Source organism: Nocardioides sp. JCM 18998 (genome assembly GCF_055391535.1).
Window position 1 is genome coordinate 3216692 of sequence record NZ_AP043886.1, and the last position, 12861, is coordinate 3229552.

The 12861-nt window shown below is 64.9% G+C and carries 19 protein-coding genes; 11 read left to right on the plus strand and 8 right to left on the minus strand.

The annotated features are described in order from the left end of the window. Window positions 1-196 precede the first annotated feature (196 nt). Entirely contained in the window at window positions 197-997 is an 801-nt protein-coding gene (locus ACZ5L9_RS15110) for a class I SAM-dependent methyltransferase (protein ID WP_464528996.1), read from the plus strand. A gap of 149 nt (window positions 998-1146) precedes the next feature. Then, entirely contained in the window at window positions 1147-1335 is a 189-nt protein-coding gene (locus ACZ5L9_RS15115; RefSeq protein ID WP_464528997.1) for a hypothetical protein, read from the plus strand. A gap of 98 nt (window positions 1336-1433) precedes the next feature. Here the strand turns inward: ACZ5L9_RS15115 and ACZ5L9_RS15120 are convergent, their stop codons facing one another. The 3 genes from ACZ5L9_RS15120 to ACZ5L9_RS15130 all read right to left on the minus strand — a co-directional run bounded on the left by ACZ5L9_RS15120 (window position 1434) and on the right by ACZ5L9_RS15130 (window position 2670). Next, window positions 1434-1805 (minus strand): hypothetical protein, encoded by a 372-nt coding sequence (locus ACZ5L9_RS15120; RefSeq protein WP_464528998.1) that lies wholly within the window; start codon window positions 1803-1805, stop codon window positions 1434-1436. 163 nt (window positions 1806-1968) lie between these two features. Continuing rightward, window positions 1969-2097 carry a hypothetical protein gene (locus ACZ5L9_RS15125; protein ID WP_464528999.1) on the minus strand — a complete coding sequence of 43 codons (129 nt, stop codon included), beginning with the start codon at window positions 2095-2097 and terminating at the stop codon, window positions 1969-1971. Window positions 2098-2445: 348 nt separating this feature from the next. After that, window positions 2446-2670, minus strand: coding sequence for a hypothetical protein (locus tag ACZ5L9_RS15130; RefSeq protein WP_464529000.1), 225 nt, complete (start codon window positions 2668-2670; stop codon window positions 2446-2448). Between the two features lie 129 nt (window positions 2671-2799). Here ACZ5L9_RS15130 and ACZ5L9_RS15135 point away from each other — a divergent pair, with 129 nt between their 5' ends. Next, window positions 2800-3066 (plus strand): hypothetical protein, encoded by a 267-nt coding sequence (locus ACZ5L9_RS15135; protein WP_464529001.1) that lies wholly within the window; start codon window positions 2800-2802, stop codon window positions 3064-3066. 201 nt (window positions 3067-3267) lie between these two features. Here ACZ5L9_RS15135 and ACZ5L9_RS15140 read toward each other — a convergent pair whose 3' ends face one another. Further along, complete coding sequence (locus ACZ5L9_RS15140) at window positions 3268-4551, minus strand: hypothetical protein (protein ID WP_464529002.1); 1284 nt, start codon at window positions 4549-4551, stop codon at window positions 3268-3270. Between the two features lie 195 nt (window positions 4552-4746). Between ACZ5L9_RS15140 and ACZ5L9_RS15145 the strand changes: the two genes are divergently transcribed. Continuing rightward, window positions 4747-5274, plus strand: coding sequence for an FHA domain-containing protein (locus ACZ5L9_RS15145; RefSeq protein ID WP_464529003.1), 528 nt, complete (start codon window positions 4747-4749; stop codon window positions 5272-5274). Window positions 5275-5443: 169 nt separating this feature from the next. Here ACZ5L9_RS15145 and ACZ5L9_RS15150 read toward each other — a convergent pair whose 3' ends face one another. Next, window positions 5444-5770: a hypothetical protein gene (locus tag ACZ5L9_RS15150; RefSeq protein ID WP_464529004.1), complete on the minus strand. Its 327-nt coding sequence runs from the start codon at window positions 5768-5770 to the stop codon at window positions 5444-5446. A 153-nt stretch (window positions 5771-5923) separates the two neighbouring features. Between ACZ5L9_RS15150 and ACZ5L9_RS15155 the strand changes: the two genes are divergently transcribed. After that, window positions 5924-6361, plus strand: coding sequence for a hypothetical protein (locus tag ACZ5L9_RS15155; protein ID WP_464529005.1), 438 nt, complete (start codon window positions 5924-5926; stop codon window positions 6359-6361). A 349-nt stretch (window positions 6362-6710) separates the two neighbouring features. Here ACZ5L9_RS15155 and ACZ5L9_RS15160 read toward each other — a convergent pair whose 3' ends face one another. Then, complete coding sequence (locus ACZ5L9_RS15160; protein ID WP_464529006.1) at window positions 6711-7052, minus strand: hypothetical protein; 342 nt, start codon at window positions 7050-7052, stop codon at window positions 6711-6713. 108 nt (window positions 7053-7160) lie between these two features. Continuing rightward, a complete protein-coding gene (locus ACZ5L9_RS15165; protein WP_464529007.1) occupies window positions 7161-7505 on the minus strand; it encodes a DUF4145 domain-containing protein in 345 nt (114 codons plus the stop codon). A 596-nt stretch (window positions 7506-8101) separates the two neighbouring features. On the opposite strand from ACZ5L9_RS15165, the gene ACZ5L9_RS15170 reads away from it, so the two are divergent. The 4 genes from ACZ5L9_RS15170 (at window position 8102) to ACZ5L9_RS15185 (ending at window position 10252) form a co-directional block, all read left to right on the plus strand. After that, window positions 8102-8761, plus strand: a complete 660-nt coding sequence (locus tag ACZ5L9_RS15170; protein WP_464529008.1) for a hypothetical protein — start codon at window positions 8102-8104, stop codon at window positions 8759-8761. Between the two features lie 931 nt (window positions 8762-9692). Next, window positions 9693-9821, plus strand: a complete 129-nt coding sequence (locus tag ACZ5L9_RS15175; RefSeq protein WP_464529009.1) for a hypothetical protein — start codon at window positions 9693-9695, stop codon at window positions 9819-9821. Beyond that, on the plus strand, window positions 9815-9913 hold the full coding sequence (locus ACZ5L9_RS15180) for a DUF2283 domain-containing protein (protein WP_464529010.1): 99 nt from the start codon (window positions 9815-9817) through the stop codon (window positions 9911-9913). Before ACZ5L9_RS15175 ends, ACZ5L9_RS15180 begins: the two co-directional genes overlap by 7 nt. 51 nt (window positions 9914-9964) lie before the next feature. Further along, the gene (locus tag ACZ5L9_RS15185) at window positions 9965-10252 is read left to right on the plus strand and encodes an immunity protein Imm33 domain-containing protein (RefSeq protein ID WP_464529011.1); all 288 of its coding nucleotides are present in this window, start codon (window positions 9965-9967) and stop codon (window positions 10250-10252) included. Window positions 10253-10443: 191 nt separating this feature from the next. On the opposite strand, the gene ACZ5L9_RS15190 is transcribed toward ACZ5L9_RS15185, so the two are convergent. Beyond that, window positions 10444-10701 (minus strand): hypothetical protein, encoded by a 258-nt coding sequence (locus ACZ5L9_RS15190; RefSeq protein ID WP_464529012.1) that lies wholly within the window; start codon window positions 10699-10701, stop codon window positions 10444-10446. Window positions 10702-10893: 192 nt separating this feature from the next. Here ACZ5L9_RS15190 and ACZ5L9_RS15195 point away from each other — a divergent pair, with 192 nt between their 5' ends. Together ACZ5L9_RS15195 and ACZ5L9_RS15200 are read left to right on the plus strand one after the other, a co-directional pair. After that, window positions 10894-11802, plus strand: coding sequence for a HipA domain-containing protein (locus tag ACZ5L9_RS15195; RefSeq protein ID WP_464529013.1), 909 nt, complete (start codon window positions 10894-10896; stop codon window positions 11800-11802). Further along, window positions 11789-12568 carry a hypothetical protein gene (locus tag ACZ5L9_RS15200; RefSeq protein ID WP_464529014.1) on the plus strand — a complete coding sequence of 260 codons (780 nt, stop codon included), beginning with the start codon at window positions 11789-11791 and terminating at the stop codon, window positions 12566-12568. Before ACZ5L9_RS15195 ends, ACZ5L9_RS15200 begins: the two co-directional genes overlap by 14 nt. Window positions 12569-12861: the final 293 nt, after the last annotated feature.

Sequence of the window (12861 nt, forward strand, 5' to 3'; positions counted from 1 at the left end):
CCCGCCTCGGCGAGGTGGTCTCAGAAATCAGGTGTGTACCGGAATCCGTGGGGTGTGAACGTGCTGGGCTGCCAGCGAAGCGAGCCCAGTAGCTGCGGAATGACGCCACTCGATCGTGCCCTCGACGGCCGTCGACAGGCACCTCACCGCCCGATAGCTCGGCAGAGCTTCTGCGGTCAGCCATATGCTGTGGCGCGTGAGCTCGACACCCGTGGACCCCGTCGCGCACAACCGCCTCGCCTGGGATCGCGAGGTAGAAGGGGGCAACGAGTGGTCACGCCCGGTCGGCCCCGAGGTGATCGCGAAGGCGCGGGCTGGCGAGTGGTCCATCGTCTTGATCGGCTACGAGCCGGTCGACCCGACCTGGTTTCCGCCGGACATCGCAGGTCGCGACGTGCTCTGTCTGGCCTCAGGCGGCGGGCAGCAGGGTCCGGTGTTGGCCGCGGCGGGCGCTCGCGTGACCGTGTTCGACAACTCGCCACGCCAGCTGGCACAGGACGAGATGGTCGCGGCGCGGGAGGGGCTCAAGCTGCGCACTGTGCTCGGCGACGCGCGCGACCTTCGCGCGTTCTCGGACGCCTCGTTCGACCTTGTCGTCCATCCGATCTCCAACCTGTTCATCCCGGAGCTGGCGCCGGTCTGGCGCGAATGTCACCGTGTGCTGCGCCCAGGCGGGACGCTGCTGTCCGGCTTCCTCAACCCGGACGTTTACCTCTTTGACGCCGAGTTCTTGGAGGCGCGGGGTGAGTTGGTGGTGCGTCACCGCCTGCCCTACAGCGACCTCACCCACTTGGAGCCCGACGAGCGGGAGCGGCTGTGGGGCCTCGACGCGCCGGTGGAGTACAGCCACACGCTCGCCGAGCAAATCGGCGGGCAGATCCGGGCGGGCTTCGCCATCACGGGCTTCGCCGAGGCGCCGCACCACTCCGACGCCACCGCAGGCTGGCTCTCCGGCTACTTCGCCACGAAGGCGGTCAAGGCCCACGTCGGCCAGTAGCCCTCCAACGGCCGGGCCAAGTCAGCAGCGCGGCCGAGGCAGCTGGGTCAGATCCGGTAAATCATCGGGCGCCGCAACGCGGCGAATCGACGCATCCACCGTGACGGATCTGGGCGCCACCTCGCACCGCGCATGCAAAGATGCGGAGCATGGCGAAGAGGACTATCGCAGTAGAGTTTGAGAGCGACGTGGCCACCGCTCGGTCGCTCGCGAGAGCTATCTACTGGATGGTCTCGGCGGCGGAGGTCGAAGACAGTTCCGCGACCGTGGATGGATTCAGCATGAATCCGAACGATGGTTGGACCGGCGAGTACAAGATCACGATCCAGGAGCGCTAACTGCGACGACCCTACCTAGATCGGGCGCGGCGCTATGACGCAGGCATCGCGGCAGATCCGGTAGTCGGATTGCCGCGAGCGCGAGCGTGCGCAGCGGCTTACGGGATCGGGGAAGGTGCTCCGGCGACCCACCAATCCTGGCTCACCTGCGTCGCCTCGAGCCACGCGGACTCCTGGAGGATGTACTCCTCGATGCTCGCGGGCAGTCGCACCGAATGGTCCCGGACGTAGTGTGCGAGGCCTTCGGGCCACAGCAGGGTGCCGTCGGTGTACTCGCCCGATCCGTTCGGCTGACCGCAGACCCGGCAGGGCGACAGTCCCATGAACCCTCGGAGGTACGTCCCGGTGTCCAGGTAGCTGGCGACATCCCAGCGCTCGTCGTCATCCCAGTTGGTGTCGACGAGGTTGGTCGGATCGGGGTACTCGAGGTGGGTCGCATTGCGCCAGTAGCCGATCAGTTGCAGCGTCACGGTGCGAATTGTCCCCCAGGGAACAACGCTGACATATCGGCTGGTCCGGCAAAAGGGCGCCGCCGACCGGCGGCGAAATGACGCTACGCCCGTGGGGCAGTTCGTCTGAACTGCGGTGGGGCACATGGCGCCGTTGCAGTCGCCGGTATGGGCGGGGCGTGGGCTACCAGTTGGCCCGGATGCCGAGCTCGCGGTCGAAGTCGGCGATCGCCATCACATCGGCCCGTTCGCGAAGGGACATTGCATGGTTGATGGCCTCGAGTTCTTGGTCGTGCTCGTACGAAACAACCACGAGCTCATCGCTCCTTCAGAGCACCTCCACGTGGCATTCGTGCTTGGGCTCGTAGTCGTACGGAAGCAGGCCCGACCACGGGACCACCAAGGACACCAGGAAGGTCCAGGCCGTCCGCCTCCGTGCAACGCGGCGAGGCACCTCGTCGTGCACGAGACGAATCTCGTAGTAGGTCGCGGCCCGCGCCGCTCGGTCAGGCTGCATCGCCTCTGTGGGTGGGTCGATGTGTCACGGCGAAACGATCGCACGTCGACACGGGATGCGCGTGCTGACTCGGCAGACGTCCGGGTGTTTCGTTGGCGGCGGTGTTTTCGCTGGACCGCACGCACATCGGCTGCCAGTAGCGCGTCACGCCAGACGAAGACGTAGCTCATCGAGCGCGACGATCGTGGGCGCTGCGTTGCCGTCCAGCACGTCGAAGACCTGCGCCTCGTTCCGCTCCCGGTCCAAGGCCACCTCGAAGGCATTGAACGCGATCTCCTCTATCGCGGGCGCGTCCCGGTCGAGCGCATCGCAAAGCCGCTCCTGAACGTTCTCTTGCCGCTCTTGGAGCAGGAGGTCGAGAAGATCCACGCTGCAAACAATGCCACGCGGAGCCATCCGACCATCGGCAGATCCGGTTTTCTAGGAGAACCGACTCGCGGCGGTTAGACGCGCGTGGGCATCAGACGCGACAAGGCGTCTGTGCTCTACCGTCCAGGCATGTCCAACGTACGTCCGGTGACCCCTGGCTGGCGCTCAGTTGGCATGTGCTGGGACGGCGAGGCGTTCGACCTAGTGGGTGTCAACCCGTGGAATCACCATTGGGTTCCCCAGAAAGAGCGAATCGTGGTCGCGCATCCGTTCTATCCCGCCCAGCGCCATGATCTCGGCGTGTGGGTGATCATTTCCTCGGATCGGATCATCCGGTTCGCTGCCGGCGAGATGTCGAACCTCGCTTGGGCGTTCTTCCTGCCCGAGTACTCGTAGTTGAACAGCGTCCTAGACGCGGCGATGTGAGGCACTCGCACCGGACATTGCGTCCTCCGGATCGCCGGCCAATGTCGCACCGAAGGCTTTGGGCGGCTCAGCCACACCGGCGCCCTGTACTCGGGGTACGACAAACCAGCTACGTCACCCGGCGCGGCCCAGGATGGGTAGTTCGTCGAAGCAAGATCGGGTGCAACCGACTCATTGATGCTTGTCGGGGCCCTTCCTGTTCCATTTGAACTTCGCGGCGACTCCAGATCCGGCGTCCTTGAGTGCCGTGAGGGCGCGGGCTTCGTCAGCAGCCCCGCCGCCATCGAGGTCAACATTGCGGAAGGCTCGGGTTGACTTGTCGGCGGCGGCAGCGATCGCGCCGCCCAGGTGCTTCGCAGCGGTCAGTGCCCGAGCCTCATCGGGGATGCCGTCGCCATCGAGGTCGACCTTGCGGAAGACACGAGTGGACTTCTCGGCAGCGGCCGCGACCCAGGTGCCAGTGGCCTTTGCGGCGTCCTCCGATGCTGTCAGTGCTCGGTTCGGTTCCTGATCTTCGTCAGGCTCCAGGGTCAGTGCATCCGCGAGATGCGCGGGGAACTCGTCGGGTGCCTCAGAGAAGGCGAGCCGGGAAGCCTCGACGACCTCGCGTCCGAAGACGAATCGGGTAGCGCCCCCGACGAGTGCTCCGACTCCGTACTCGATCGAGGTCTGCTGCTTGTCGTTCAGCGTCGTGCGCACGCTCTCCAACTGCCCGGTCTGGACCGTCCGCACGAGGTCTTGGGCGGCACCGCCCGGCAACGTGTCAGCGAGCGTGTTCGCCCAATGGCTCCAGTCACCGTGACGCGAGGCGATCGTCTTGCCGACGGTGCTGGTCCGCGTATCGTCCGATTCACGGGCAACGTCGGCCGCCATCGCGGAGATCTGCTGTTGGCTGACCCGTCCGTTAGAGAGGCCATAGATCAGCGCGTGCGCTTGCTCTTGGTCGAGCTCCATGTTGTGAATCTCCGCGATGGCTAGCGCGAAGACTGCGGTGATCTCGAATTGAAGTTGTTCGTCGCCGGCCGGAAGAAGCTTGGCTGCACACTCGGCACCGGTCTTGGCGGCGCTCATTGCCGCCCCTTTTGCGGCGGTCTTGGCGGCGGCGTGCGCTGCTGCTGCCGCTGCCACCCTTTTCGCCGTCGTCTTGGCAGCTACCTTGGCTGCTCCCTTGCTTGCTTCCTTGCCAGCTGCGACACCTGGGATGAGTGCGATGCCAACGTTCGCGGCGATCGTCCCGGCGGTCACTGCGCCGCCGGCGACGGTGATCGCGGTGACGTAGTGCTTCTCAAGGAGGGCGACGATCTCTGCGGGTGAGGCTTCCGTGTGCCGTTTGCGTAAGCGGGTGACGTACTTGTGGGCGAGCTTGTGTCGCGCGCTCACCGCCTTGGTGATCTCGCGTTCGGCTGCCTCCGGCTGAAGGTCCGCGGCCAGCGTCACGTTCTCGATCTCGCTCACTCGCCCGAGCCTGGCATGCGTGACCGACAGAATCAGCCGATCTCGGTAGGGACCTCGGAGACGCTTCGAGGGTCCTTCTGCATCTGACCGGGCCGCCGGAATCGCAGCGCGCCAGGTCCCGAAGTCGGGACGCAGCGGCGCTGCCTGCTTCCGCTGCCCGTTTCGTTGCGAGGCCGCCATGGCTAGTCTCCGGTTATGGCGGGGTTGACGGTGCCTCCCAAGCGGTCCTCGGATGCGGACCGCGACCGCATCGTGCACAGACTCCGAGACGCCGTCGTCGACGGCCGCCTATCGCACGACAGCTTCGTGTGGCGGGTGGACCTCGCGCTGCGGGCCAAGGACGAGGTTGCCTTGGAACAGCTGGTCGCTGACCTTCCGGCTCCCGGCGTTTGTGGCGCGCTCCATTCGATGTGGTCAGCGGTTGAGCGGCGTGTCCGGACGCAAGCCCCCGCGTACCCCCTGCTGCTACTGCCGTCTCGAGAGAAGCCACTGCTCGTCGTAGGACGTGCACGCGACTGCGACTACGTGCTTGCCAACCCGACCGTCTCGCGTGTGCATGCCGTCCTCATGCTGTTCGGCGCGCAGTGGCTCATTCACGATCGCCATTCAACGAATGGAACCCGAGTCAACGGCCGAAGGATTTGGGGCGACACGGTCCTCGAACCAGGTGACATCGTGTCGCTGGGCCAGCTGACGCTGCGAGCGGTGAGACCAGGTCGATGAAGACTGGGCCCCCACACCAGCAGAACAACTGGCGCATACGGCGCTCCCAGGGAGTACGCCGGCCGGCGGCGGAATGACGCGCCAGATCTGCTGCTGGGTCAAGAATTGTCCTGTGGACGAGGATCTGGACTACGACGCCGTCGGGGCGACGGACATTTGAGGCGACGGCCTAGCGTTCCCACCAGGCACGGCGCAACCGAACCCACTCTCGTCCAGCAAGTTGCTCAATCGGCACTCGACCCACCTTCAAGACGGTGATGACACCAAGGACCCAGACGAGCCACAAGAGCATGGCCCCGAGCAGCACGCTGAACGGAACGACGGCGAGTTCGGGTCTTCCGGCGGCTGCGTCACCGATCCAGGCGGTCAGACCACACACCGCGAGCACGACGCCCATGTAGGCGCCCAAGCCGTTCGAGATTCGACCCCCGCGCTGCTCGCCGCGGATGTACTCCCGACACGCCTCGACGAGGAGAAGACGGCGGAGCGCATTCACGACTGAATGGTGGCATCGGTTGACCGTTTCCACACTCATCTCGGCAGATCTAGACGTCCACGAGTGGCGCGCCGGCAGGCGGCGGTGTGACGCGCGCAGTCGATGGCAGAAAAGGGAGCGTTCGTCCTTGCGTCGTCGTGTCACGATCAGCTGGTGGATGAGTTGACGCCCGACGAGTCGCGGCTATGGCGTGCTTGGAAGACAGCCACTGAGTCGGTCCGAGTTGGCATCGCCGAGGACGTTCGAGCGAGTACTGGCTTGTCCGACGCTGACTACTCGATCTTGAGCTGGGTTATCGAGGTCGGCGGTGGTGAGATGGTCAACCATGCGCTCGAGAAGGCGCTTGGGTTCACCCGCAGTCAGCTCCTTCACCGCGTCGGCCTGATGGCGCGTCGGGGTTGGGTGATTGTGGCCGGCGACACCGGCGGGCGAGTGTGGGTAAGGGCGACAGAAAGCGGTCGTGCCGTGCTCGACCGAGCACGCCCCGCTTACGCAGCCGCTGTGCGTCAGCGACTTTTGGAGCGCTTTGCTGACTCATCCAGCCAGGCTGCGCTACTCGGAGTTCTGACGCAGATTGGTGCCGAAGACTGAGGCTCCTCCGACCGGCAGCGGTGGCTTGCAGGTGTCAACCTGCGGCGCCGTAATGGGGTGGCATGACTAACTGCGAGGCCGAGGGATCGCGGCGGTGTGACGCACTGGGACGTGAAGTCGGGGAGCGCCAGGGCGGAGGCCGAGCGGCTGTTGCCAGATAGCGCGCCTCGGAGTAAGTGGACTGCTCGTCCGGGCTGGCGCCGTGGTGCGACGTGGACGAGTAGGCAGAGCTGAGAGAGCGGATACCGCCCCGAGGGTTCCCGGGTTCTCGAGAAAAGCAGCTTCATGTCGTAGAGGGGAGATGCCGACACGCACCACGCAAGGGCGCTCATCGCGGCTGACTCCTACGTCAGTGCGGGTGTTGAACTGAGGCTCTGAGGGCGCTAAAGACGCGATCGTCGATCAAGCTCGTTAATTCCGAGAGTCGGTCGATGGGCGTCGACGACTCGAAGCCCATCACACCGGCAATGGTGTCCATCTCGAGCCAGGCCTTGGCGTTGCTCCGCGACAGGTCGCACCACCACTGTCCGCGATCCCGTGTAAGGCGCACGAGCGTGCCATCGCGGTTCCAGACCTCCTGGCTATCGCCGAAGGGCGCCAAGTGGCCTCCGACCGACGACACCTTCTTGAACTGGTGGCTGTCGAGCCAATCAACTACGGCTTCTGCCTCATCGGTGGTCAGTTCGGTCATGGGGTCCATCTTCGTGGACGTCATGCCTGCCGCACCCACGTCGGCAGATCCGGCTTGCGGCGGAATGGGTCACGTCCGCCGCCTGCCCGCGGACCGGGATCCTGAGGATCAGGTCGCCCGCGCAGCCGCCTTAGCTTCGCGCTTGTCGCGCACCCGGCGGACACGCGCGGGTGATTGGAAGACTTCCTGCAACACCTCTGCCATTAGCGCCGGAGCTTCCTCGGCTTCGTCCTCAGCAACTGGCTCTACGAAATCGCCGTGCGCCACCTCATTGCCGAGGTGCCGAACCTCATGCGCCGCCTCGCGGATGTGGGCGCGGACGTGCCCTGCCTTCTCCATATCCTCAATCTTCTTGTGGAGGACGCCTTTGGTGATCCCGACTTCCTTCGCGCTGGCCTCGATCACCGCGCGCGCTAGCGCGGTCGCGCACGGTACGCCTGGATGCTGAAGCAACGGTGTGCCTCGGACGCCGCGTCTGAGATGTGACTCGGCACGTCCGCAAACTCACGCGACACGCCAACCTGCGGCCACCACTCCCAGTCGGGGAACTTGCCCATCTCTGCGTTGGCATGTCCAGCGTCTTTCTGAACGTTCTGCTCAGCTTCAGACCTAGCTATTTGCAGGTAGCCGCAGTGATCGCAGGCGAACGCCGCCTGAACCGTCCAAGTGTCGGTACCTTCTTTCACCCATAATGCGTCCTTGTGCCTCGTCATGTGGGAGACGGAGTCACAGTGCCAGCACCGCCTTGTTGCCGTGAGCACATCGTGGCACGCACCTCCGACAGAAACGGCGGAGTCGCTTTGCGCCGCGGTCGAGCCGCATTGTTGGACGAAGCGGCGAATTGACGTATGTGCGCGGTCCTGACCCCAGGAGGTGTTAGTCGATCGAAGGTCATCGCCACCACGGACTGGTGACACATCAGCGTGAAGTTCGCGAACCAGTGGTGAGGCCGACCATGTGCACAGAGCACGCGATCGAGCTGGGGACGAGTCACTCGCCTGGTGGTATGTCTCGCCGAAGTTGTCGGTAGCCTCCGCGAGTATTAAGGCATGGGAACCATCATCGCATTGCTCGGAGTCGTCGCGGCCGGATTCAGCGCCTGGGCGGCGCGGAAGTCGGCGCTCGCTGCTGAAGCCGCGAACCGAGCATCAGGCGAGATGGCTGCGATCGAAGCCGCGAGGCGCCATCAAGAGTTGACGCCACAGCTGGCGGTGCGGATCGAACCGTTGAATCCGGGCGACCTTCGGACCTTCAAGCTCTTTGTGGGCATCGACGGACCTATCGCACTTCGCCGTGTCGCGTCGCTGGCGATTGGCATCCGCGATGACCGCCCTGGGCGGTCAACGGAGAGAGCGTCCTTCGACGGACAACAAGCGCTTAACGATCAACTCGCAGCTCAGATCTGGGGACCGCTTCGGTTCACACCGCACTTGCTCGCGGGTGGAGGGCGGGTCGACGAGCACGGGCGCGCGATCGTGATGCCGAACGGGCTTGACGTCGGCGAGTCGGTTCAACTCCAACTCGAACAAGTCCAGCCTCCACCGTGGACCGGGTCCGATCTGACCAGCGCCTGGGGATGGTGGCGGTCCGTCGTCGCAACGACGGTTCGGCTCGCCGTCGAGTTGTCAGACGGGTCAGGCCATACGTGGCTCGTTCCGCTTGAGATCGATGTACCGGAGCTCGCGCCGATCGCTGACACGATCCGCTGAAGCGACCCAATGGCAGTTCCGTGGTCCATGGAGTGCACCGGCTCGCGGCGATGTGACGCATGATCGTCGCGCGTGGATCGCGGTGAGCCGACGTTGTCGGATCGCCGTCGACGCCGGCTCAGAGGCAGCGTGTTCCGCTGTCTACCTGCCACGTCCGATCATGACCCCGGAGTACGTGCACGGTGCTCGATCCGGAGCGCACCGTCGCAGCGGCTCTGTCGAGCTCCACGACGTACCAGCCCTGCTGGGGGAGGGAGGCGATGCCGCCGTGGGCGGCGAACCAGGTGGCTGCGGCGAGAGGGCTCGGCTGGCCCCCGGCGTCCAATGCGAGGGACAACGCGAATCCTGCGGACTCCGCGCAGGGCGTCTGAACGCCCGGCGAGGGCTGTCCCGCGGAGTCGTCGGGGTTGTCGCCATCGCCAAAGCCACATCCCGCGATGGTCAGCGCAATGAGCGCGCAGCACACGGCGAGAGCACCGTTGGTGGGCCAGTCCGGTCTCAGGGTCATGTTCCCTCCGCTTCGCTGAACAAAGGCTGACACATTCGGTGGCGGGGCGCTGTCGTTCCGTCGCAGGCGTTCACGGGCGGCCGCAAATCGGCTCCAACGCGCAGCCTCGCGGTGGTGTGACGCGACCCGGACGGTACGCGGCGGTGTGACGCGCCCCGGACGGTATGCGGCGGATCGACGCATCTGGGTGCGAGGCGGTGGCGGCAGATCCTCGCGTCGTCTTATTCGATTGCCTGGAGTACCACTGATTCGATGGCGCCCCGCCCACGCATCTCCCCGAACCGCATCAACTGGCCGAAGGGGCGTAGCCGCCTCTGACCCGCGAGCTCAAGACCTGCGTGTGAGCGTGCGGTCAGCGGCAGATGAGTGCGTGCGCGCTTCGCATTTGATCCGGTCGCGCGCACCGCACGGCAGACTGTCGGCATGACTCCTGTTCGTCTGACGAACGACGCTGACGCAGACGCCGCCTACTTCTACTTCGCCGCTGAGATCCTCAGGGGTGAGTTTGCCAAGGCTGTTTCGTCGACCCGCGAGGTGTCGGCGGCATGGTGAACCTCGACCTCGACGCCGAAGGGCGCATCCTCGGGCTTGAGGTGCTGGACGCTAGCCGGCTGCTATGGCCAGAGATACTGCCGCTTACGTAGCCTGCCTCGCGGCAGATCCGCGCGTTTGTGAGGCAGAATTTGGATGTGGTCATGACCTGCGCCAAGCTCGGCGTATCGCGAACCCTGATCGGGAGCAGTGCGTGGCAGTGGCCGGTACACGGGCTGCGCCATCCGCCGACTGCAGACACCACAGGTTGGTTTTTGTGGACCGGCGAACTCCAACAGGCCCCGGACTTCTTCCTGCCGTGGCACGTCGACCACGTACTCGATCGCTGCCCGGAGCTGCGCTCCCTGCTGGAGCTTCCTCCCGGGTCGAGGTTCATCTACGCACCGCATTACAGCGACGTCTGGAACGACGACTCGTTGCTCGACATCTAATCGGGTGCGCGCACGTCGGTAGAAGCGCTCGCCCAGCGGCAGATCCGTTTGCGCGGTCGGCGCTATGACGCAACCCCGGACGTCTGTGTCAGCAGGCGCTGTCAGGAGCGATGAGCCTGCGACGCCTGGTGCAGTCCGGGCAGAGGTCGTGTCGCCGGCATCGCATCCGCGTGCGGAGAGACGGCTTGGGTCTACTCATCGTCTTCGATATAGCCGGTGAGCGGGTCGACGGCCTGCAAGAAGGCGCGGATTGAAGCCGTATGGTGTGCCAGCGTGCGCCGTCCGAAGGTCGAGGTTCGGCTGGTGAAGCCGTTCCCCGGGGCCGGTCCGGTGAGGCGTGAGTAGTGGTAGGCGCCGGGCTGTGTGAGGTCGTAGTCGATCTGAAAGAGCTCACCGTCGACCTTCAACTGAAAGTGATCTAGCGATGAGTCCGCTTCGTCCGGGGCCATCGCAGGATTGAATCAGTGTCCGGCGGTGATTGCTCGCCGATTCCGCCGAGTGCCAAGGCGGCGGAACGACGCGTCGCCATGCTGCGGACCCGGCACTCGGCGCACGAGTCCCGGGCTCGCTGACGGGTCCGTCCGATGTGACTTCATTGGGGATGCGTGGCGAGTGGACCTTGGCGAGGCAGACTGTAGCTCGTGCCCACAGCATGGTTGACACTCGACGCCGCCGCATGGACTCGTGCTGGCATTGAGCAGCAAGGCCTCCATGCGCATGAGTGGTACCGCACCGCGACAGAGCCGCGTACCTGGCTATTCAAGCCGGCTCGCCAGGAGCGTCGCCGCGCCATCGGCGAAGATGTCGTGGAGAAACTCGCCAGCGAGCTGGCGCGGTTCCTTGGGGTTCCGGCGGCGCGGGTCGAGCTTGCGGCGAATGGTGCTGTGCGTGGTGTGCTGGTCGAGGACGTGCGTCCGCCCGACTGGGTTCTGCAGCACGGAAGGGTCCTGATGAGCGGGGCCATTGAGGCGTACAACCCTGACGATCAGGAGAATCGCGGGCATAACGCCCACGCCATCCAATCCGCCTTGCGCGACTTCAATTCTCCGCCTGCCGTTGATCTACCGCACGATTTCACAGCTTTTGACGTGTTCACCGGCTACATGGTGTTTGATGCGCTCATCGCCCACGTGGACCGTCACGATCGAAATTGGGCCGTACTCGTACCGCCTCCTGGAAGCGACTCGCCCGATTCGCTGTGCGCGTCTTTCGACCATGCTGCAAGCCTCGGCTTCACGCTGTCTGAGGAGAGCATTGCCCAACACCTGCGTGAAGGCTCGGTCGCTCGATGGGCTAGCCAAGGCAAGGCCCGGCGTTTCGAGCATGTCCGTGGAACGCCGTGGCAATCGCTCGTAGCTCTCGCGGGAGACGCCTCGCGATTGTGCCGCGATGAGGTCCGAACCTACTGGCGGGATCGGGTTCTGTCAGTGGATCGTGATTCAGTGAGAGACATCGTTAGCCCTGCGCCAGGCGTGGCGGATGTCTCTCTCGAGTTCCTCGTCGAACTCGTCATGGTGAACCGAGAAAGGTTGCTCAATGAGCTCAACTGAGTGCCTCACCCCGGAAGCGCGGGGGACGGTTCGACGCTTCGCAGTCGCGTGGCGCAACCGCGTACAGCGCACGATTCACGAAGTCGCTGTGCTCGACGCAGAGCCAAACGACCGGACCTTCAGGTTCCAGTACCTTGAGAGCGTCGAATCGGTGCCTGGATTCCGACCGTTCATCGGCTTTCCCGACCTGCACCGGGTATATGAATCGCGCCGCTTGTGGCCGTTCTTCGACCTACGGGTGATGGATCGAAAGCGTCGCGACTACACGCAATATGTCGACTGGCTCGGCCTGCCGGCGGACGCTGATCGGTTAGACATCTTGTCTCGCAGTGGCGGCGAGCAGAAAGGGGACACCGTGTCGCTCGTTGAGGCTCCGCACGTTGCAGCCGACGGCGCGACAGCGGCAACGTTTCTCGTTCGAGGCGCGGGCTACGCCGTCCGATCGAACGAGTCGGCATCTACGGCAAACGGGTTACGCCCTGGTGATCAGCTAGCTGTCGTGAACGACGAGACCAACGAGGCCAACCCAAACGCGCTACTCCTGACGGTGGCCGGCGAGCCGATCGGGTGGATTCCTGATTTGCTGATCGAGTACGCACGAGAGCTAATCACGTCCGGAGGGACTGTCACGGTCCTCCAGAACAATGGCCTTGACGCGCCGTGGCACATGCGGCTCCTCGTCCGCCTCACCGGGCGCGTGGCTCCCGGCTGGTCGACTTTCGCTGACGGCCACTGGCCTGCGCAACACCCGATCACCTTCGGATAGACTTGGCTTCAGTGCACCTCAGCGTGGCCGGTGAAACATACGTGCCTAGGGACCAGCGTTGGGGAAGCGATGGCCCGTGTTCTAGTCGCTCGGCCTCGGCACCTCCCAAGCCATGGGATGTCGGCCGAGTCCTATCGACTCAGAAGTTCGCGCGGGCGATCGCCGTGCTCTAGTCGTACGGGCCTCGGCCTCGCCCAAGCCATGGGTTCGAGGCTGAGGTCCTTTCGACTCGGATTCATAGGCGACGGATGCGCTGGCCGACGCCGCATCGACGGGCGTCGATCTGGGCGAAC